Consider the following 20,991-nt stretch of genomic DNA (forward strand, 5'->3'; position numbering starts at 1 on the left):
GCGACACGCTACATCGAAGCAATCGTGCAGGAGTGTAGAGCATGAGTCATGCCAGAGATGTGGCCGAGGCTAAGCGTATGAAAGCGCTGTATATTTACGAAGAAGGGATGTGTGAGGCGCGATTCGACCGTCCGGGATTCCGAACTGGGCGGGGGAGAGTGTTCGGGAATCCGAATGAGGCTGTGGCTTGAGGCACCTGTAGGCGCGCGCTTGCCCGCGAAAGCGTCGTGCCAGTCAACGTCTCCATCAACTGACTCAACGCCATCGCGGGCAAGCGCGCTCGTACAGGAGATCAGTACATCCCAATCAGGCTGTGAGGGGCGCGGTGACGACCATCAGGTCAATGGGGTTAATGCTGCCCGCCACTTTATCCAGGTACGCCTGGACCTTCAGTTGCTCTTCCTCAGTGGTGAACAAGCCAAGCTTGGTCCGGCGCCACAGGATGTCCTCTGCCTTGGTCGCCCATTCCTCGCTGCACAGGTAATCCACTTCGCGGCTGTAGAGGCCACCGCCCAAGTGCTCGCCCATTTCGCTCAGCGTCTGGACGCCCTCGACGATGCGCCAGCTGCGTGAGCCATAGGTAATGGCCCAACGCTTGGCGATCTCTGCCGGCAGCCAGGTGCAACGCTGTTGCAGCTCGGCGGCCAACGCCTCGGGCGAGGTCATGTTTTCACCGCCTGGCAAGCTGGCTTTTGCGGTCCAGCTTGGCTTCATCTGCGGGAAGAACGGCGCCAGTTGCTGCATTGCCGATTCCGCCAATTTGCGGTAAGTCGTCAGCTTGCCGCCGAATACGGAAAGGATCGGCGCCTCTTGCGCACTCCCCGACAGCGACAAGGTGTAGTCACGGGTAATCGCCGACGGGTTGTCCGACTCGTCATTGCACAGCGGACGTACGCCTGACCACGTGCTCAAAATGTCGGCGCGGCTGAGTTGCTTCTTGAAGTGATCGTTGACGATCTTCAGCAGGTAATCGGTCTCGCCTTCGGTGATCGCTACTTTCCCCGGATCGCCGGAATATTCGCGGTCGGTCGTACCGATGATGGTGAAGCGTTCCAGATACGGAATGGCAAACACGATGCGCTGATCTTCGTTCTGCAGAATGAACGCGTTTTCGCCTTCGTACAGTTTTGGCACGATCAAATGGCTGCCCTGAATCAGGCGAATGCCGTACTGCGATTCAAGCTTGAGGTCTTCACGAATGAACTTGGCGACCCACGGACCGGCTGCGTTGACCAGCGCTCTGGCGCGAATGGAAAACAGGCTGCCGTCCGCACGCTCCATGTTCATGTGCCACAGACCGCCGCTGCGACGGGCGCCCAGGCAGCGGGTCTGCGTGTGAATGTGCGCGCCTTTTTCACGGGCGGCCATGGCGTTCAGGACGACCAGACGCGCATCGTCAACCCAGCAATCGGAGTATTCAAAGCCCTTGGTGATCGAACTGTTCAGCGGGCTGTTGGCGCCAAAGCGGATGGTCTTGGACGCTGCCAGCTTCTCGCGCTTGCCAAGGTGGTCATACAGGAACAGCCCGGCGCGGATCATCCACGCAGGGCGCAGGTGCGGACGATGAGGCAACACGAAACGCATCGGTTTGACGATGTGCGGCGCTTTTTCCAGCAGCACTTCCCGTTCGGCCAACGCTTCGCGCACCAGACGGAATTCGTAATGTTCCAGATAGCGCAGGCCACCGTGGATCAGCTTGCTACTGGCCGAAGACGTATGGCTGGCGAGGTCGTCCTTCTCGCAAAGAAAGACCGAAAGGCCCCGGCCCGATGCGTCTGCCGCGATGCCAACACCGTTGATGCCACCACCTATCACGGCAACGTCATAGACCTCGGAAAGGGGTGGGGTGGGCAAACTGGACTGGGCCATCGGGGCCTCCTGAGTGTTCGATCGCGTTCGAATATTGCGCCACAGAGCGGCCGAATTCGAACATTTATGTTCATTTCCGAAAATAGTAGCGCAATAAGCCGAACACAGCCACTCAGTATTCATTGAAAATACTGATGGGAGGGAAGGGAAAGGAACAAAAGCGAACATCGGAGGTGAGCGAGCGCTACCTTCAGCGTGACCGTGCTTCGCACTGCGTGTTGGCGTGCTCGCTCATGGATCGGGGGTTACACCACTTCCAGTCGAATCTTGTTCTGCGTCAGCAGTTGCGCCAGCGCGGGCACCGGCGTCTGATCCGTCACCAGGCAGTCGATCAGCGTGATCGGTCCCAGTCGAACCATCGCGTTTCGGCCGAACTTGCTGGAGTCCGCTGCCAGAATCACCTGACGCGCGTTGGCGATGATCGCTTGGGAAACGCGCACTTCCTGATAATCGAAATCCAGCAGACTGCCGTCCTCGTCGATACCGCTGATGCCCACCAAGGCGAAATCGACCTTGAACTGGGTGATGAAATCCACACTCGCCTGACCGACCACGCCGCCATCCCGGCGCACGTTGCCGCCCGCCAAAAGCACTTCGAAGTCGTCCTTGCCGCTGAGAATCGACGCGACATGCAGGTTGTTGGTAATGATCTTCAAGTGGTTGTGGTTGAGCAGCGCGCGGGCGATGGATTCAGTGGTGGTGCCGATGTTGATGAACAGCGACGCGTGATCCGGGATCTGCGCGGCGATGGCCTCGGCGATGCGTTGCTTTTCATCGCGCATCTGATCGGCACGCATGGCGTAGGCCGTGTTTTCAATGCTGGAGTCGTACGCCGCGCCGCCATGGTAGCGACGCAGGAGATTCATTTCCGCGAGCTGATTGATGTCGCGGCGGATGGTTTGCGGGGTCACGACGAACAGCTGCGCCATTTCCTCGATGCTGACGTAGCCGCGCTCACGGACCAGCTCGAGGATCTGCTGTTGACGGGGTGGCAGATTCATTTTTTATCCTTCGGGCACGGGCGCCCATGATGCCGCAGGCAGCCATGACCTGTCAGCCGGAAAAAATTGCCTCTGCCGCTCCTTTCAGAGCCGCGCTTATTCGACCTCTTCGTGGGGTTCCCAGTCGCGCGTACGGTCCACCGCCTTGCGCCAGCCGGCGTAGAGTTTTTCCTTCTCGGCGTCATCGCACTGCGGCTCGAACTTGCGCTCGATGACTGCTTTGCCCTTCAGCTCGTCCAGGCCGCTCCAGAACCCGATCGCGAGACCTGCCAGATACGCGGCACCCAGTGCGGTGGTTTCGCGCATTTTCGGGCGCTCCACCGGCGTGCCGAGAATGTCGGCCTGGAACTGCATGAGGAAGTTGTTCGCCACTGCGCCGCCGTCAACGCGAAGGGCCTTGAGCGGCTCGCCGGCATCCTGTTGCATGGCGTCGAGCACGTCACGGGTCTGGTAGGCGATGGACTCCAGCGCGGCACGAATGATGTGGTCGACCTTGACGCCACGGGTCAGGCCGAACAAGGCGCCGCGTGCATACGGGTCCCAGTAGGGCGCGCCCAGGCCGGTGAAGGCCGGCACCAGATAAACACCATTGCTGTTCTTCACCTTGGTGGCGAAGTATTCAGTGTCCATGGAGTCGTTGACGATTTTCAGCTCATCGCGCAGCCACTGCACGGTGGAGCCGCCGTTGAACACAGCGCCCTCCAGCGCATACGCCACTTCACCGCGGGGACCGCAGCCGATGGTGGTGAGCATGCCGTGGCTGGATTTGACCGCCTTCTTGCCCGTATTCATCAGCAGGAAGCAGCCCGTGCCGTAGGTGTTCTTCGCCTGACCCGGCTCCACGCACATCTGGCCGAACAGCGCCGATTGCTGATCGCCGGCGATCCCGGCGATGGGGATGCCGCTTTTGCTGTGGCCATAGACTTCGGATGACGACTTGACCTCCGGCAACATCTCCCGGGGCACGTCGAGCACGTCGAGCATGCGCTGATCCCACTCCAGCGTATGGATGTTGAACATCATCGTGCGCGAGGCGTTGGTGTAGTCGGTGACGTGCACCTTGCCGCCGGTAAACTTCCAGATCAGCCAGCTATCGACGGTGCCGAACAGCAGCTCGCCACGGCGGGCGCGCTCGCGGCTGCCCTCAACGTGGTCAAGAATCCACTTCAGTTTGCTGCCGGAAAAGTACGGGTCGATGACCAGGCCGGTGGTGTCGCGGATGTAGTCTTCCAGACCGTCACGCTTGAGTTGCTGGCAGATCTCGGTGCTGCGGCGGCATTGCCAGACCACAGCATTGTAGATCGGCCGGCCGGTGTCCTTTTCCCAGACCACCGTGGTTTCGCGCTGGTTAGTGATACCGATCGCCGCGATCTGGTTGTGATGCAGGTTGGCCTGGGCGAGCACCTTGGTCATGCACGCGGTCTGGGTCGCGAAGATCTCCATCGGATCGTGCTCGACCCAGCCAGGCTGGGGATAATGCTGAACGAACTCACTCTGGGCGCTGCTGACCACGTTGGCGTCGCGGTCAAAAATGATGGCGCGGGAGCTGGTGGTGCCTTGATCCAGAGCGATGATGTAATTCTTATTTTCGGTGTCGGTCATGGTGAATGCCTGGTGATGTAGCGAGTTTCCGGAAACGGCCGTCCGTTTTGTTGCCTGTGCGAGGTGCCTTTGCGCACTGAATACCGGGATGGCGTCTAGGAAGCAAGCGGGATATTCGTATTCGAAAAAATATAGACGTAAACGAACCTTGTCAAAGGTCGAAAGCGAACGTTACCGATGAATGTTCCAAGACGCCGATATTAGTGGATAAGTCCTTCTTGAATGCAGGCATTTCGATAACCGATGGCCTAAAGTATCGTCAGCAAAAGAGAAAGTATCTGGCTGTCTGGAGTGCTGCATGACCCCTGCATTGGATTTACTGAAAAAGGTTCGCGCCGAACATCGCGTCCACAGTTACGAGCACGATCCCAAAGCCGCCTCCTATGGCCTGGAGGCGGCAGAGAAGCTCGATCTGGCCCCCGCTCAGGTGTTCAAAACCCTGCTGGCCAGCACCGAAAAAGGCGAGCTGCTGGTGGCCGTCGTCCCCGTCGTGGGCTCGCTGGACCTGAAAGCCCTGGCCCATGCCGCAGGCGCGAAGAAGGCCGAAATGGCTGACCCGGGCGCCGCCCAGCGCGCCACCGGCTATTTACTGGGCGGGATCAGCCCGCTCGGGCAGAAGAAGAGGCTGCGCACCTTCATCGATGAGTCCGCTCAACCGTTCGCGACGATTTTTGTCAGCGCAGGTCGGCGCGGGCTTGAAGTCGAGCTGCCCGCCGCTGTACTTGCACAGCACACCGGTGCGACCTTTGCCCGGATTGGCCGGGAATGATTCGTCGGATTCGTCAGAAATGCCTGACCCTTTCAAGCGGCGAAACTGGCCGCAGAACCGCAGCACCCGAACAGGGTTGCCGCGTCTATTCACTCGGGGATGCCTTCCATGCAGCTTGAATTCCATCAGGTCGATGCCTTCACCGACCGCCCGTTCTCAGGCAACCCGGCAATGGTCTACCGCCTTGACGCCTGGCTTTCCGACCAATTGATGCAGCAAATCGCTTCGGAGCACAATTTGTCGGAGACCGCCTTTCTGGTCCGTGAAGCCCCGGGCTGGCACATACGCTGGTTCACCCCGACCCATGAAGTGCCGTTGTGCGGTCATGCGACCCTCGCCAGCGCCTTTGTGCTGTTCGAGAAGTACGGCGAGAAGGCCGAGGTTATTCACTTCATCGGCAAATCCGGGCCGTTGAGTGTGAGCCGTGAGAGCAATCGGCTGGTTCTGGACTTTCCGTCGATGCCGCCCGCCGAGCAGGGTGTGACAGTGGAAATCGAGCGCGCTCTCGGGACTGCCGTGGTCGACGTGCTGAGTGCGGCGGAATTGCTTGTGGTGCTGGAGTCCGAGCAGGCTGTTCGCGATTGCAAACCCGACTTTGCCGCCATCGCGCGGTTGCCGTGGCCTGGGGTGATCGTGACCGCCAAGGGTGACGGCGAACGCTACGATTTTGTCTCGCGCTACTTTGCGCCGGGGATCGGCATCAATGAAGACCCGGTCACCGGCTCGACGCACTGCAGCCTGATTCCCTACTGGTCGGCCCGTCTCAACAAATTCAGCTTGACCGGTTATCAGGCGTCGGCGCGGGGAGGGGAGCTGTTCTGCCGGCTGGAGGGTGAGCGCGTGAAGATTGGCGGGCACGCGACGCTGGTGGCCAGCGGCGCGTTGATACTCGGATAGTGATACGGGGCTGAAGGTGCCTGATCGAGAATGCCAGACCTTCAAACCTTCAAACCTTCAAACCTTCAGACCTTCAGACCGTCACGTCCCGATGCACCGGAACGCTGCCCGAGGATGGAAAGAGCACCAGATGCTCGGCTGACACGTTGATGCCGACCTCATCCCCTGCGCGCAGATCCACATGGCTGGGGAATAACGCTTCCAGCTGCGTGCCGGTCGGCAGCTGCAGGCGATACAACGTGGCCGCGCCCTGGAACGTCAGGCCCGCAACCCGGGCCTTGATCGGGCTGTCGGGCGCATAAACGATGTCGTCAGGGCGCAGCAGCACATCCATCGGGGTACCGCGCGCGCCGGCGTAGGCACGATTACCTTGCAGTACACCCAACTCGGTCTGCACCGATTCGGCATCGATCATTGTCCCGCGAATGAAATAACCCTGACCGACGAAACTGGCGACATAGGGCGTCGCCGGCTCGTGATAGAGGTTGTAGGGCGTATCCCACTGCTCCAGCCGACCGTCCTTGAACACGCCGACGTGATCGCTCACGGCAAAGGCCTCTTCCTGGTCGTGGGTCACCAGAATCGCGCTGGTGCCACGGGCTTTGAGAATGTCGCGCACCTCGTGGCTCAGGCGCCGACGCAACTCGCCATCCAGGTTTGAAAACGGCTCATCGAGCAGCAGCAGTTGCGGCTCCGGCGCGAGTGCGCGGGCCAGCGCCACTCGTTGCTGCTGTCCACCGGAAAGCTCATGGGGATGACGCGTGCCCAGCGCACCGAGATTGACCAGCTCCAGCATTTCCTGAACCACCTGCTTCTGGCGCGGGTGATTGCGGATGCCGAAGGCGATGTTGTCTGCGACGGTGAGGTGCGGAAACAGGGCGTAGTCCTGAAACACCATGCCGATCCGGCGCTTCTCCGGGGCCAGGGTAAAGCCGGCCCGGGAGATGACGTCGCCCGCCAGCGTGATCTCGCCTTCGTGCACCGGCTCGAAGCCGGCGATGGCGCGCAAAGTGGTGGTCTTGCCGCAGCCGGACGAACCCAGCAGGCACCCGATGTCGCCAGCATTCAAATGCAGATTGAGGTTCTGCACCACCCGTTGGTCCTGATAACCACAGGCGAGGTTATGCAGGGTCAGCAGCAGGGGCTGACTCATGGGGCAGCGAAGGCCGGAGCCACGAGGAATTCAAGCAGGGCTTTCTGCGCATGCAGCCGGTTCTCCGCCTGATCCCACGCCACCGAACGCGGGTCATCCAGCAGGTCTTCGCTGATCTCTTCACCACGGTGCGCCGGCAGGCAGTGCATGAAAATCACGTCGTCAGCCGCGCGGTCGAGCATTGCGCGGGTGACCTGGAACGGCTTGAACAAGGCCAGACGCTTGGCGGCTTCTTCTTCCTGGCCCATGGACGTCCACACATCGGTGGAGACCAGGTGCGCGCCTTTCACCGCTTCGTGGGGATCGCGGGTCAGGGTCACGCGATCGCCCGCCAGGGCCATATAATGCGCGCTGGGTTCGTAGCCTTCGGGACAGGCGACCCGCAATTGAAAGTCGAACTGAATCGCGGCTTCTATATAGCTGTTGCACATGTTGTTGCCATCGCCGATCCACGCCACGGTTTTGCCCTGAATGGAGCCGCGGTGTTCGAGGAACGTCTGCATGTCGGCCAGCAATTGGCAAGGATGAAGATCATCGGACAGGCCGTTGATCACCGGCACGCGGGAATGGGCGGCGAATTCGGTGAGGTTGCTGTGGGCGAAGGTGCGGATCATCACGGCATCGACCATCCGCGACATGACCCGCGCGCCGTCGGCAATCGGCTCGCCACGGCCCAGTTGGGTATCCCGAGGGGAGAGGAAGATGGCCTGTCCACCCAGCTGGATCATCCCGGCCTCGAACGAGACACGGGTGCGGGTCGAGGACTTCTCAAAGATCATCGCCAGGATGCGGCCCTTCAACGGCTCGAAGAGCACGCCTCGATTTCGCAGGTCCTTCAGCTCAACGCCGCGACGAATCACCCCGACCAGCTCAGCGGGGGTGTAGTCCATCATCGAGAGAAAGTGCCTTGCGCTCATCATTAACTACCTTGTCTGCAACAGACCGCAGATCCTCAAAGCCGGGTTTTTTTCGGAAAAACGGGCGAGACCTGCGGCGAAAGCCGCACGGGGCGACGAATAGGGAAGGCGCGAGGGTATAAGAAAATGTCGCCTGATGCCAAGGCCCGCCGTGACGGAAAATCGTAGTCGGACGTTCGGTAGCCTAAAAGCGGTGTTCGCGGGACGCTTTTCATGTAACGAAGTGCTACAGTCACAATTCTGCGCAGGCCATTCGCCATCGCATTAGTCCTGATTGGGCAGGTCGCTTGTGACGCTCTTTGGCGTCGCCGCGATGACTGCCCGATTCGCAACAGTCGCAACCACTGTGCAGCCTTATGCGACATGCTTCACGCCGCGGAAACCCGGACGTTTCCTAAACCATCGGCGTGGGTTATAAAGGCCGCTTATGTCCTCCAAAAGAGGTGGGGAATGGATTCAAAAGAGCAACAACTGACGGAACTGCTCGGGCTGACGGCTCGAACCCTTACGCACCTCACGGCGTCCATGACGTCGATGTCGTTCGAACTGATGCGCAGCGAAGACGAGGTCACACGTTCTGCGGGACGCCGGATGATCGATCGCATGGCAACCATCAGCGGCGGACTTGACGAGCACTGGCGGCTGATCGGCGAACTCACCGGCATCCAGGTGTCTCAGGAGCAGATCGAAACGGTTCACGAGGTGCAGATGAAGCGCAAGGTGGTCACGCCCATCGGTGGCGCCGCTTCCTGAGTGACGTTTTCTTCATCGGGTGAGCTATCGGCTCGCCTGATGCTGCCCGATTCACGGCGCTGACATTTCTGGCGCATCGCCTGCACAGGTCCCATAGTTTTGTATCCGCGATCGGCCTGATCGCCCTATAAAAACTCGAGACTGGCGATGACCAAGACTCTCCACCACCGTGCCTGCCACCTGTGCGAGGCGATCTGCGGCCTCACCCTCGAAACCACTCTGCAGGACGACGCTACCACCCTGATTACCTCGATCAAGGGTGATCCCCAGGACACGTTCAGTCGCGGGCATATCTGCCCCAAAGCCGTGGCGCTGCAAGACATCCAGAATGACCCCGATCGCCTCCGGCAGCCCATGCAGCGCATTGGCGACGACTGGCAGCCAATCGAGTGGCAGGCCGCGTTTGAGCTGATTGCCGAGCGCCTGGCCGGGATTCAGGAGCGCCACGGTTCGAATTCGGTGGCGGTGTACCAAGGCAACCCCAGCGTGCACAACTATGGGCTGATGACCCACAGCAATTATTTTCTCGGGCTGCTGAAAACCCGCAATCGTTATTCCGCAACATCTGTAGACCAGCTTCCCCATCATCTGACCAGTCATTTGATGTACGGCCACGGCCTGCTGCTGCCCATCGCCGACATTGACCACACCGATTTCATGCTCATCCTCGGCGGTAATCCGCTGGCGTCCAACGGCAGCATCATGACCGTGCCCGACGTCGAAAAGCGCCTGAGGGCGATCCAGGCCCGTGGCGGCAAAGTCGTTGTGGTCGATCCGCGCCGCAGCGAGACGGCCGCCATTGCCGATCAGCACCTGTTCATCCGCCCGGGTGGCGACGCGGCATTTCTGTTCGGCGTGCTGCACACCCTGTTTGCCGAAGGCCTGACCCGAGAAAGCCACCTTGCGGTTGATGGCTTGGAGGACGTCCGCGCGGCCGTCAGCGAGATGAACGCCGACGCCATGAGCCCTCGATGCGGCGTGCCTGCCGAGCAGATCAGGCAGCTCGCGCGGGACTTCGCCGCTGCCGAAAGTGCGGTGTGTTATGGGCGTATGGGCATTTCCACCCAGGCGTTTGGCACGCTGTGCCACTGGCTGGTGCAACTGATCAATCTGGTCACCGGCAATCTCGATCGTTCAGGCGGTGCGCTGTGCACCGAGCCCGCGCTGGATCTGGTGGAGTCAACCTCCGGCGGCAGCTTCAACCGTTGGCAGAGTCGCGTCTCGCAACTGCCTGAGTACGGCGGCGAGCTGCCGGTTTCCGCGCTGGCCGAGGAAATGCTGACGCCGGGGGAGGGGCAGATCAAGGCGCTGATTACGGTCGCGGGCAACCCGGTGTTGTCGACGCCCAACGGCCGTCAGCTCGACACCGCGCTTGAAGGGCTGGAGTTCATGGTCAGCGTCGATTTGTACATCAACGAAACCACGCGGCACGCAGACCTGATCCTGCCATCGACGTCCGCGCTGGAGAATGACCACTACGACACCACGTTCAACATGTTCGCGGTGCGCAACGTCACACGGTTCAACCGCGCAATCCTCGCCAAGCCCGAGGGCGCCTTGCACGACTGGGAAATCTTTGTCGGGCTCGCCCAGGCGTTCGCACTGAAAACCGGCCGCGAGCTGAAACCGACGATGCCGCCGGCGCAGATGGTCGATCGCGGTTTGCGCGGCGGACTGTATGGCGATGCTTCGCCGTTGAAGTTGTCGCTGGAGACACTGGCGCAGTATCCCCACGGTCTGGACCTTGGCCCACTCAAACCCAATCTTGCCGCGCGCCTGAAAACCGTGAACCAGCGGGTGCAGGCCGCGCCGCCATTGATTCTCGCTGACATTGCCCGTTTCGCCGGGGAGCCTGCGCCCCAGGCCGATGGCCTGATGCTCATCGGCCGGCGCCATGTGCGCAGTAATAATTCCTGGATGCACAATTACCACCGCCTGGTGAAAGGTAAGCCGCGCCATCAGTTGCTGATGCACCCCGACGACTTGCTCAGCCGGGGGTTGATGGACGGTCAGCGGGTCAGGGTCAGCTCGCGGGTCGGCGTGATCGAGGTCGAAGTGATGGGCAGCACCGACATGATGCGTGGTGTCGTCAGCCTGCCCCATGGCTGGGGCCACGGTCGTCCGGGCGTAAAAATGGAGATCGCGACGGCCCAGCCAGGTGAAAGCGCGAATGACCTGACTGACGAGCGGGCACTGGACGGGATTTCCGGTAACGCCGTGTTGAACGGGGTGCCGGTCACTGTCGCCGCGGCATGATGGCCATCATCTTCATCGCAGCGATCAAGGCCAAGACCGAGCGTTATGCTCGGGAATCGTTTAGAATGCGCCACCGTGTCGACACATACAGTCGTAAAGTTTAGCCGAGGTGCTCCATGGATATTATCGAAACGATCAAAGACCAGATTGCCAGCAACACCGTTCTGCTTTACATGAAAGGCGCTCCGAATGCCCCGCAGTGTGGCTTTTCGGCCAAGGCTTCTCAGGCACTGATGGCGTGTGGCGAAAAGTTCGCGTACGTCGATATCCTGCAGAACCCGGAAATCCGCGCCAATCTGCCGAAATACGCCAACTGGCCAACCTTCCCGCAACTGTGGGTCGGTGGTGAGCTGGTCGGCGGTAGCGACATCATCACTGAAATGCAGGCTGACGGTTCGCTGCAGGAACTGGTGAAAGCCGCTGTTGCGAAAAACGCCACTGCCTGATTTGGGCAGTCGTAAAAAAGCCCCGCTCTCTGCCGAGACGCGGGGCTTTTTTATTGGGCGGTGTCAGGGACGAGTATCAGTCCTCTTCGCCCATCTGCGATTGCAGGTAGTTCTCGATGCCGACCTTGTCGATCAGGCCCAGCTGGGTTTCCAGCCAGTCGATGTGCTCTTCTTCCGATTCCAGAATGTCTTCCAGCATCTCGCGGCTGCCGAAGTCACCCACGGTTTCGCAATGCGCGATGGCGGCCTTCAAATCGGCGTGGCCCTTGCGCTCGATGCGCAGGTCACACTCAAGCATTTCCTTGGTGTGTTCGCCGATCAGGATCTTGCCCAGGTCCTGCAGGTTGGGCAGGCCTTCCAGGAACAGGATGCGCTTGATCAGTTTGTCAGCGTGTTTCATCTCGTCGATGGATTCGTGGTACTCGTGTTTGCCTAACTTGTTCAGGCCCCAGTCTTCGTACATGCGCGCATGCAGGAAGTACTGATTGATCGCGACCAGCTCGTTACCGAGGATCTTGTTGAGATGCTGGATGACTGTGATGTCGCCTTTCATGATCGGGTCCTGTCGAAGGTATAGGTAATACAGGCCGCAAGTCTGAGCCCCCTCTATAACTCTGTCAAACCTAAGTTATTGAATACTAAGTGAAAATAAATAGGAATAAGAATGTTTGTGTTCCGCATCTTGTTGCTAAGCGATTGAATTAAAGGCATAAAAAAACCGGACAGTGTCCGGTTTTGTTTGAAGGCGGTCATTCAGGCAGCTGAAAATTCTGCGGGATAGGCGAGGGCGGCATGGCTGGTTTGCAGCTCGGTCAGGGTTTCGCGCACTACTTCCTTCGCAAGGCAGGCACATTTCCCACATTTGCTGGCGACACCCAGGGTCTCGCGGACGTCACGATAGCTGCAGCATCCTTCCATGATTGCATCACGGATTTGTCCGTCGGTAACACCTTGGCAGAGGCAGACATACATATAAGAAACCGTCGCTGAGTGATTGGCTCAATGCGAGGGATACTAATGTTAATGAGAATGCTTGTCAAAACTACTCAGGCTCCTTCGCGTGGCTACCGATGAGTGGTCAGGTACGGCGATCGGCCTGATCGCTTGTGAGGGTTGTGTGTGTATCCATTAACGGCGGTTGGGCTGATTATGGTTCCGCCCTTACGGCGGGTCACTTTTTCCAACAGCCGAAAAAGTAACCAAAAAGGCCGTGCTCCTGGTTGGGCCCTTCCTTCGTCGGAATACCTTCACTCCGGTCTCGCTCCGTGGGCCCGCGCCGAACGGACATCCGTGTCCTGACGGCGCTCTCGCCGCATCCCTGCGGCTCGGCCCACTGCGCGAGACCTGCGTTCAGCCTGCACCCAAGTCGCGTTCTGCGGTGACTGAGCCTTTTGCGTAAGATGGTCAAAAGCAGAACAAGAGCTTCCCGGCTGAAGCCGGTCCTACAGGCGCGCGCGGTCTATCAGTGGGACCGGCTTTAGCCGGGAAGGGGCCAATCGGGGCGCTTAGGGCTTTAGGCTGGTCACTGCCATCAATCCCACCCCATAAAAAACCGGCCACTTGGGCCGGTTCGTTCATTGCCTAGCAGCAGCGACTCAATTGTCGAAGTCGTGCCAGCCGCCCATTTCTTTCCAGCGGTTGACGATGCCGCAGAACAGTTCGGCTGTCTTCTCGGTGTCGTAACGCGCCGAATGGGCTTCGCGGCCGTCGAAATCGATGTCCGCCGACTGGCAGGCTTTCGCCAGAACAGTCTGACCGTACGCCAGGCCCGCCAGCGTCGCCGTGTCAAAGCTGGAGAACGGATGGAACGGATTGCGCTTCATGTCCAGCCGGGCAACCGCTGCGTTGAGGAAGCCCAGGTCGAAGCTGGCATTGTGACCGACCAGAATCGCGCGTTTGCAGCCGTTGGCTTTCAGGCCCTTGCGGATGCCGCGGAAGATGTCCGTCAGCGCGGTTTCTTCGCTCACGGCCATGCGCAGCGGGTGATCCAGCTTGATGCCGGTGAACTCTAGCGCCGCCGCTTCAACGTTGGCGCCTTCGAAAGGTTCGACACGGAAAAAGTAGGTGTGATCTGGAAAGACAAAGCCTTTCTCGTCCATGCCAATCGTCGTGGCCGCGATTTCCAGCAACGCATCAGTGGCGCAATTGAAGCCGCCTGTTTCTACGTCAACAACAACGGGCAGGTAACCGCGAAAACGGGCCGCCATCGGGTGCCGGGATCCTGTACCGCCACCGGAACCTTCTTGCTCGTCTTCGTAATGTTCTTCACTCACGCGTGTTCCTCCAGCAGGCGCCAGCGCAGTTTTTCACCGGCGCGCAGCGGGATAACAGAAAGCTCGCCAAACGGCAGGCTGGCGGGAGCCGTCCACTCGTCACGAACCAGGGTAATGGTGTCGGTGTTGGCCGGCAGGCCATAGAACGCCGGGCCGTGCAGACTGGCGAAACCTTCCAGCTTGTCCAGTGCATTGCGTGATTCGAACGCCTCGGCGTAAAGCTCGATGGCGGCGAACGCGGTGTAACAGCCGGCACAACCGCACGCCGCTTCTTTCGCGTGCTGCGCGTGGGGTGCGGAGTCTGTCCCCAGGAAGAACTTGCTGCTGCCACTGGCGGCGGCATCGAGCAGGGCAACCTGATGGGTATTGCGCTTGAGAATCGGCAGGCAATAGAAGTGAGGGCGAATACCGCCCACCAGCATGTGGTTGCGGTTGTACAGCAGGTGGTGAGCCGTGATGGTCGCGCCCACATTGGCCGATGCTTCATTGACGAACTGCACGGCGTCGGCGGTGGTGATGTGTTCGAACACCACTTTCAACGTCGGAAAACGCTCGACGACACGGCGCATGTGCTCGTCGATGAAAATCTTTTCGCGGTCGAATACGTCGATGTCGCCGCGGGTCACTTCGCCGTGGATCAGCAGCGGCAGGCCTGCTTCAGCCATCGCCTCGAGCACCGGGAAGATCTTGTCGACGCTGGTCACGCCCGAATCGGAATTGGTCGTCGCGCCTGCCGGGTATAGCTTGGCGGCATACACGAAGCCACTGGCCTTGGCGGCGCGAATCTCTTCGGGCTGCGTCAGGTCGGTGAGGTAAAGCACCATCAGCGGCTCGAAGCGGCTGCCTTGCGGACGTGCAGCGAGGATGCGCTGACGATAGGCGTCCGCTTGCTCCGCGTTGCGTACCGGAGGCACGAGGTTCGGCATGATGATCGCGCGGCCAAAAGTGCGCGCTACGTCGGCGACGGTGTGGGGCAGAACAGCGCCATCTCGAAGATGGATATGCCAGTCGTCGGGGCGCAGGAGGGTCAGGCGTTCGGACATTGGGGATTCCAGGCGGGTCAAACTCGCTGGGAATGCTACCGGAAAAGACTCCTCCAGGCACTCGCTATCAAGTTTTGCGGGAAGTTACCGATAGCCACGTGTAAGTCATAAATCTTGTTACACGTGAATTTAGTGGAGCCTCCCGTGCGCCAGCGATATCTAGCCTTGCTCAGCGCGTTTGCCAGTCTGCCGGCCATGGCGCTCACCTTCCAGACCCGTCTGGAGAATATTGAGTGGAAGGTGGAAGGCGATCAGTTCGAGTGCAGACTGACGCAGCCGATCACTGATTTCGGTGCCGGCGAGTTCGTGCGTCGCGCGGGTGAGCAGCCGACGTTTCGGCTGAAGGCAAACGGTTACAGCCTGGCGTCCGGTTCGGCCATGTTGATTGCCGCTGCGGCGCCGTGGCAGCCGGGTCGCAGTGATCTCAATCTTGGCGCCGTTAAAGTCAACAGCGGCGAGACTCCTTTCAATACCAACCAGGCCCAGGCTACGCGCCTGATTGCGGGCCTGATGGAAGGGCGCAGCCCGGTGATTCGTCACAGCTTGCGCGATGGCGGCGGCGCCATGGAAGTCCGTCTGCTGCCGGTCAAATTCAGCAAGGCCTACGGCGAGTTCCAAGTATGTACGGCCAAGCTGTTGCCAATGAATTTCGAGCAAGTGCGGCAGTCCGAGATCGGCTTCCCCGGCGGTGGCATCGAGCTGGACGCTACGGCCAAGCGCAAGCTGGACACCGTGTTGGCTTATATGAAGGCTGATCCGACGGTTAATCACGTCGAACTCGACGGTCACTCTGATAACAGCGGTAACCGACTGACCAACCGCGATCTGTCGCGGCGTCGTGCGCTGTCGGTCATGGACTACCTTAAAGCCCAGGGCATCCCGGAAGAGCAGATCACCCTGCGCTTCCACGGCGAGCAGTACCCGCTGGCGCCAAACACCAACAACGCCAATCGCGCGCGCAACCGCCGGGTGAACATTCACCTGGAACGTGTGGCGCAGCAGACCCCGGCCGTGCCGCCATCCGCAGCGCCTGCTCCGATGCCGGCTCCATTGCCTGGACCCGCCGCAACGCCAGCCCCGGGCGCGGCGCCTGTTACAGCGGCAGGTACGACGCCCGCCAAGGCCTCTTGATGATGATCAGGCAGGTCGTCTGACTGACAGAATCTGTCGCTTTGTCGTCAGAAGCTGTCGCGACACTGTAAATTCCCGCGCGTGATCGGTAAACTCGTCGGTTTTCCGTACAACGCGTTGGAGTGATGGCATGGCGGACGTAAACAAGGTAGTTCTCGCGTATTCCGGTGGTCTGGATACTTCGGTAATCCTCAAGTGGCTGCAAGATACGTACAACTGCGAGGTGGTGACCTTCACCGCTGACCTGGGTCAGGGCGAAGAAGTCGAGCCAGCGCGCGCCAAGGCGCAGGCCATGGGCGTCAAAGAAATCTACATCGACGACCTGCGCGAAGAATTCGTGCGTGATTTCGTGTTCCCGATGTTCCGCGCCAATACCGTCTACGAGGGCGAGTACCTGCTGGGTACTTCCATCGCGCGCCCCCTGATCGCCAAACGCCTCATCGAAATCGCCAACGAAACCGGCGCTGACGCCATTTCCCACGGCGCTACCGGCAAAGGCAACGACCAGGTCCGCTTCGAACTGGGCGCCTATGCGCTCAAGCCAGGCGTAAAAGTGATTGCGCCATGGCGCGAATGGGACTTGCTGTCCCGCGAGAAGCTCATGGACTACGCCGAGAAGCACGCGATTCCGATCGAGCGCCACGGCAAGAAAAAGTCCCCGTATTCGATGGACGCCAACCTGTTGCACATTTCCTATGAAGGCGGCGTGCTTGAAGACACCTGGACCGAGCATGAAGAAGACATGTGGCGGTGGACAGTGTCTCCGGAAAACGCGCCGGACAAGCCGCAGTATCTGGAGCTTACGTACCGCAACGGCGACATCGTGGCACTGGACGGCGTTGAAATGACCCCGGCCACTGTCCTCGCCACCTTGAACCGCATTGGCGGCGAGCACGGCATCGGTCGCCTGGACATCGTCGAGAACCGCTACGTCGGCATGAAATCCCGCGGCTGCTATGAGACCCCGGGCGGCACCATCATGCTGCGTGCTCACCGTGCGATCGAGTCAATCACCCTGGACCGCGAAGTCGCTCACCTCAAAGACGAGTTGATGCCCAAGTACGCCAGCCTGATTTACACCGGCTACTGGTGGAGCCCTGAGCGTCTTATGCTGCAACAGATGATCGATGCTTCGCAGGCACACGTGAATGGTGTGGTGCGCTTGAAGCTTTATAAGGGCAATGTGATCGTGACCGGTCGCAAGTCCGACGAGTCGCTGTTCGATGCGAACATCGCGACGTTTGAAGAAGACGGCGGCGCCTACAATCAGGCAGATGCGGCGGGCTTCATCAAGCTCAACGCATTGCGCATGCGCATTGCAGCGAACAAGGGCCGCAAGTTGTTCTGATCGCTGTCGTGGTTGATGTGCAGCCCTGTTCGGGGCTGCACTCATTACACCTGGCCTCTTCATACCGCTGGCGATTCATCCAAACCGCTTCACGCTCCCACGCTGGCCGATTATTGCCCCTGTTTACCGGCGGTAAATGATGCGATCGCGCTCTGCGGCATTTGCTGCGTTCATGTTGGCAAATCTGTGTCCTCCCCGGCGATTCTCTTAGCCGTATCCCCCTGCGAAGTTGTTCGAAACTCAAAACGATAGGCTTTGCCGATGTCCCGGATATCGCGGACCCCGACGCCCAGTAGTTGAGCGATTTCAGGAACGGTGTAACCCAGCGCCGAGTAATGCATGGCATGCCCGGCAGTGGCGTCGTCCAGGGTTGCCGGCTCTCTCTGCCGGGACGTGCGTGACCGGCGAACAGGCTGGCAACAGCGGATCTTCAGACCGTTCTCGCTGGCCAGGCGCTTGATGTCCTTCTGGTTCATGCGCAGCGAGTATTGCAGCGCGGCGACACCTGCTCCCTTGGCAACAAGCCCCTTGAGAAGATCGACCTTTGTAGACAGCTCCGCTTCCGGATCGGCGTCCCGGATTTGCCGCGACGCTTCGGTCTCCCTCGACTCTCCTTCTGCAATGACATTAATGACGCCGCCCTGGGAAACGTAGTGCTCTACGGCCTCCGCCAGTTTGATAGGGTCGCTGCTTGCGCCAATGGAGTATTTAATTTTCTTGGTCATGGTAGGTTCCTTTGAACATATCAACTAAACAGCCTGCACTGCCGGGACGTTCACGCTTAAAAGCGTTTAAACACCGAATGGCTTTATTGATGCCGAAGAGAGACCTGCGCACGGACTGCTGGCAAAAGAAGCGCCCGCCTTTATATACGCAGTAATCTTATATTGTGATGAGAGCCACTAACTAACAGTGGGTTGAACCATTCGCTCATCAAAAAGTAACGACTGGTAATAGGTTTGGCAAGTGAAAAGCCAAAAAATAGGCGGTTTGTTTTTTTATTCCTTCGGGTGAATTTATTTACGGTAATAATAGTCCGTTAGTTATGTAGTATTTTTCTGGAATGGCTTGAGGGTGCTGGATGTTATGAGCCGAATAGTATTACGTAAAAGGCGGGCCAGCCCTTTGTTTTAATAGGGGGTGATGTGATGCCGTGGTTATTGAATCGCGTCGCCCGGTTGGGAGGTGGTCAAGGGGCGTTACTTTCTCTCCCGCCCCTGGTCGGCGTATCAGTGAAGGCAGTTGAAAGTTGATCCGGACTATTCAGAAATTTCTGAACGCGCTGTAGGTCCTTTCGAGTATTTATATGTAATAAAACTCGTCGAGCTCAGTTGTGTAGTTTTACCAAGTGTGTGCGGTTGTCTGCGCTTCGGATGGCCTGCAATATTTTATGATTTTTGTTTGCTGGCAGCCCGGTGAGATGGGCATATGCTGAAGCCTTAACGCACATCGTGAACGAGCTGTAATCCGTCAGCCGGGTGCACTGCTTCAAAGAGGAACCCCATTTTTCCCGAACCTCACGGAGAGCCCTGGCTTTCCAGACCTTCAAACAGGTCGGTGGAGCAATCAGGTCGTCGAACAACCTTAGGACAAAGCGAGCTATCAAGCTCCCTTCATATAGTCAGAAATGCTTAGCGCATTCAGGATTCAAAAATGACCACTTGCGGTCCCCGAAATTATGCGGTCACGTACTGGGAATGGATTGAAGATCGTTAAAAAGAGAGCGGATAGGGCAGGTTTTGTAGGATTTTTCTGTTGGTTGAGTGAGAAAGGTCTTTGCCTGCTGGTCTGCAGGGAGGAGCGCCATGCAAAGCACTAAACGACTAAGCTATTGTGCGGGCTCTGAAAATTCGAACAGCGAAGAATGGACTGCTCATGAATAAAGTGTTGATCGTGGATGATCACCCTGTCATTAGGCTCGCCGTACGCATGTTGATGGAACGCCATGGCTACGAAGTCATTGCCGAGACGGATAACGGCGTGGATGCGTTACAACTGGCGCGCGAGCATTTGCCAGACATTGTCATTCTGGACATCGGTATCCCCAAGCTCGATGGCCTGGAGGTCATCGCCCGATTGTCGGCAATGACCCTGGCCTTCAAAGTGCTGATACTCACGTCCCAGGCGCCGGGGCATTTTTCAATGCGCTGCATGCAGGCGGGGGCGGCGGGTTATGTCTGCAAGCAGCAGGATTTGACCGAATTGCTCAGCGCCATCAAGGCGGTGTTGTCCGGCTACAGTTATTTCCCCAATCAGGCACTGCACACGGTGCGCTCCAGTCTTGGCAATGCCAGTGAGGCGGAGATGGTGGATCGTCTGTCGGGCAGGGAAATGATGGTGTTGCAGCAGCTGGCCCGTGGCAAGACCAACAAGGAGATCGCTGACGGCATGTTCCTGAGCAACAAAACCGTCAGCACGTACAAGACGCGCCTGTTGCTAAAGCTCAATGCGCACTCGCTGGTTGACCTTATCGAACTCGCCCAACGTAACGGTCTCGTTTGATGGTCGAGGAACCACGGTGCTTCAAGGCGGCGTTTTCAGCTCATGTATCCCTGCCCAAGCCTCTCGAGGGAGAGGCCTTCCGGCAGGGCGTTTCAAGGAGCGGTCAGAAATCGAAATCGTAGTCTGCAAGCTGCCGTTGCAGACGACGCTCTTCCAGCAGATTATCGATGGTGCGGCGCTTGCTGAGGTTGGCCTTGGCGGTCTCTACCGGCACGGGCGGCACGTCCTCCGGCTCTTCGATCACGAAGTCGTCGTCCACTTCGATGGTGTCTTTTTCATCGCTCATGATTCAGCCTCAGGCGTGAACAGTCGTTGGCGCTCCTTATAGCGACAAACTCCGCGCGGGTAAAAAAGATTTTTTTAATCGATTAAAGCCCCGAGACGCTATCGTTCAATCGTCGGAGGTCTTGGCCTTGTACTCGCACAGGTCCTCGATCCGGCAGCTGCCGCACCGAGGTTTACGCGCGATGCACACGTAACGGCCGTGGAGAATCAGCCAGTGGTGGGCATCCATGAGGTAATCCCCGGGCACGAATTTCATCAGCTTGTTTTCAACTTCCACCACATTCTTTCCGGGCGCGATACCGGTGCGGTTACTCACCCGGAAGATATGCGTGTCGACCGCCATTGCCAGCTGACGGAACGCGGTGTTCAGGACCACGTTTGCGGTCTTGCGGCCCACGCCGGGGAGGGCTTCAAGGGCCTCTCGGGTTTGTGGCACTTCCCCACCGTGCAGTTCAATCAGCAGGCGGCACGTTTCGATCACGTTCCGCGCCTTGCTGTTGTACAGGCCAATGGTCCTGATATAGGCAGACAAACCCTCGACGCCCAACGCGTAAATCGCCTGAGGCGTATTGGCTACCGGGTACAGACGCGCCGTGGCCTTGTTGACGCTGACATCGGTCGCCTGCGCCGAGAGAATCACGGCGATCAACAGCTCGAACGGCGTGGTATAGGCCAGTTCCGTTTTGGGATCGGGATTGTCTTCGTGCAAGCGACGAAAGATCTCAAGGCGTTTGGCGGCGTTCATG

The 20,991-nt window shown here is 59.0% G+C and carries 20 protein-coding genes; 8 read left to right on the forward strand and 12 right to left on the reverse strand.

Going from position 1 to position 20,991, the window contains the following annotated elements; translation table 11 throughout:
• Positions 1-306 precede the first annotated feature (306 nt).
• From glpD to glpK, 3 genes are all read right to left on the reverse strand, one after another.
• Complete coding sequence (gene glpD, locus EC919_RS07210) at positions 307-1,869, reverse strand: glycerol-3-phosphate dehydrogenase (protein WP_133772524.1); 1,563 nt, start codon at positions 1,867-1,869, stop codon at positions 307-309.
• Positions 1,870-2,114: 245 nt separating this feature from the next.
• Positions 2,115-2,870, reverse strand: coding sequence for a DeoR/GlpR family transcriptional regulator (locus tag EC919_RS07215; RefSeq protein WP_074888955.1), 756 nt, complete (start codon positions 2,868-2,870; stop codon positions 2,115-2,117).
• 96 nt (positions 2,871-2,966) lie between these two features.
• The gene (gene glpK / locus EC919_RS07220; protein WP_133772526.1) at positions 2,967-4,472 is read right to left on the reverse strand and encodes a glycerol kinase GlpK; all 1,506 of its coding nucleotides are present in this window, start codon (positions 4,470-4,472) and stop codon (positions 2,967-2,969) included.
• 298 nt (positions 4,473-4,770) lie between these two features.
• Here glpK and ybaK point away from each other — a divergent pair, with 298 nt between their 5' ends.
• Both ybaK and EC919_RS07230 read left to right on the forward strand, forming a co-directional pair.
• Entirely contained in the window at positions 4,771-5,241 is a 471-nt protein-coding gene (gene ybaK, locus EC919_RS07225; protein ID WP_133772528.1) for a Cys-tRNA(Pro) deacylase, read from the forward strand.
• Between the two features lie 108 nt (positions 5,242-5,349).
• Positions 5,350-6,138 carry a PhzF family phenazine biosynthesis protein gene (locus EC919_RS07230; protein ID WP_133772530.1) on the forward strand — a complete coding sequence of 263 codons (789 nt, stop codon included), beginning with the start codon at positions 5,350-5,352 and terminating at the stop codon, positions 6,136-6,138.
• A gap of 73 nt (positions 6,139-6,211) precedes the next feature.
• On the opposite strand, the gene EC919_RS07235 is transcribed toward EC919_RS07230, so the two are convergent.
• The gene (locus EC919_RS07235) at positions 6,212-7,291 is read right to left on the reverse strand and encodes an ABC transporter ATP-binding protein (RefSeq protein WP_166650504.1); all 1,080 of its coding nucleotides are present in this window, start codon (positions 7,289-7,291) and stop codon (positions 6,212-6,214) included.
• Positions 7,288-8,208, reverse strand: a complete 921-nt coding sequence (gene argF / locus EC919_RS07240; protein WP_133772532.1) for an ornithine carbamoyltransferase — start codon at positions 8,206-8,208, stop codon at positions 7,288-7,290. The genes EC919_RS07235 and argF overlap by 4 nt, the downstream gene beginning before the upstream one ends.
• A 450-nt stretch (positions 8,209-8,658) precedes the next feature.
• On the opposite strand from argF, the gene EC919_RS07245 reads away from it, so the two are divergent.
• From EC919_RS07245 to grxD, 3 genes are all read left to right on the forward strand, one after another.
• Positions 8,659-8,961 (forward strand): hypothetical protein, encoded by a 303-nt coding sequence (locus EC919_RS07245; RefSeq protein WP_133772534.1) that lies wholly within the window; start codon positions 8,659-8,661, stop codon positions 8,959-8,961.
• Positions 8,962-9,108: 147 nt separating this feature from the next.
• Positions 9,109-11,217: a molybdopterin oxidoreductase family protein gene (locus tag EC919_RS07250; protein ID WP_133772536.1), complete on the forward strand. Its 2,109-nt coding sequence runs from the start codon at positions 9,109-9,111 to the stop codon at positions 11,215-11,217.
• A 116-nt stretch (positions 11,218-11,333) separates the two neighbouring features.
• Positions 11,334-11,663 (forward strand): Grx4 family monothiol glutaredoxin, encoded by a 330-nt coding sequence (grxD, locus tag EC919_RS07255; protein WP_074888979.1) that lies wholly within the window; start codon positions 11,334-11,336, stop codon positions 11,661-11,663.
• Between the two features lie 76 nt (positions 11,664-11,739).
• Here grxD and bfr read toward each other — a convergent pair whose 3' ends face one another.
• The 4 genes from bfr to pyrC form a co-directional block, all read right to left on the reverse strand.
• A complete protein-coding gene (gene bfr / locus EC919_RS07260; protein WP_065992554.1) occupies positions 11,740-12,216 on the reverse strand; it encodes a bacterioferritin in 477 nt (158 codons plus the stop codon).
• 200 nt (positions 12,217-12,416) lie between these two features.
• Complete coding sequence (locus tag EC919_RS07265; protein WP_133772538.1) at positions 12,417-12,635, reverse strand: bacterioferritin-associated ferredoxin; 219 nt, start codon at positions 12,633-12,635, stop codon at positions 12,417-12,419.
• 623 nt (positions 12,636-13,258) lie between these two features.
• The gene (gene rnt / locus EC919_RS07270) at positions 13,259-13,936 is read right to left on the reverse strand and encodes a ribonuclease T (protein ID WP_133772540.1); all 678 of its coding nucleotides are present in this window, start codon (positions 13,934-13,936) and stop codon (positions 13,259-13,261) included.
• Positions 13,933-14,979, reverse strand: a complete 1,047-nt coding sequence (pyrC, locus tag EC919_RS07275; protein WP_133772542.1) for a dihydroorotase — start codon at positions 14,977-14,979, stop codon at positions 13,933-13,935. The genes rnt and pyrC overlap by 4 nt, the downstream gene beginning before the upstream one ends.
• Positions 14,980-15,123: 144 nt before the next feature.
• Between pyrC and EC919_RS07280 the strand changes: the two genes are divergently transcribed.
• Both EC919_RS07280 and EC919_RS07285 read left to right on the forward strand, forming a co-directional pair.
• On the forward strand, positions 15,124-16,110 hold the full coding sequence (locus EC919_RS07280) for a flagellar protein MotY (protein ID WP_133772544.1): 987 nt from the start codon (positions 15,124-15,126) through the stop codon (positions 16,108-16,110).
• A 130-nt stretch (positions 16,111-16,240) separates the two neighbouring features.
• Positions 16,241-17,458 (forward strand): argininosuccinate synthase, encoded by a 1,218-nt coding sequence (locus EC919_RS07285; protein WP_007938916.1) that lies wholly within the window; start codon positions 16,241-16,243, stop codon positions 17,456-17,458.
• Positions 17,459-17,628: 170 nt separating this feature from the next.
• On the opposite strand, the gene EC919_RS07290 is transcribed toward EC919_RS07285, so the two are convergent.
• Entirely contained in the window at positions 17,629-18,183 is a 555-nt protein-coding gene (locus EC919_RS07290) for a hypothetical protein (protein ID WP_243842214.1), read from the reverse strand.
• 1,150 nt (positions 18,184-19,333) lie between these two features.
• Between EC919_RS07290 and EC919_RS07295 the strand changes: the two genes are divergently transcribed.
• Positions 19,334-19,960: a response regulator transcription factor gene (locus EC919_RS07295; protein ID WP_037012286.1), complete on the forward strand. Its 627-nt coding sequence runs from the start codon at positions 19,334-19,336 to the stop codon at positions 19,958-19,960.
• Positions 19,961-20,063: 103 nt separating this feature from the next.
• Here the strand turns inward: EC919_RS07295 and EC919_RS07300 are convergent, their stop codons facing one another.
• Together EC919_RS07300 and nth are read right to left on the reverse strand one after the other, a co-directional pair.
• A complete protein-coding gene (locus EC919_RS07300) occupies positions 20,064-20,246 on the reverse strand; it encodes a PA3496 family putative envelope integrity protein (RefSeq protein ID WP_133772546.1) in 183 nt (60 codons plus the stop codon).
• 105 nt (positions 20,247-20,351) lie between these two features.
• A complete protein-coding gene (nth, locus tag EC919_RS07305) occupies positions 20,352-20,990 on the reverse strand; it encodes an endonuclease III (RefSeq protein ID WP_133772548.1) in 639 nt (212 codons plus the stop codon).
• Position 20,991 lies beyond the last annotated feature (1 nt).

Source organism: Pseudomonas graminis, assembly GCF_004364335.1.
Lineage (GTDB): Bacteria > Pseudomonadota > Gammaproteobacteria > Pseudomonadales > Pseudomonadaceae > Aquipseudomonas > Aquipseudomonas graminis_D.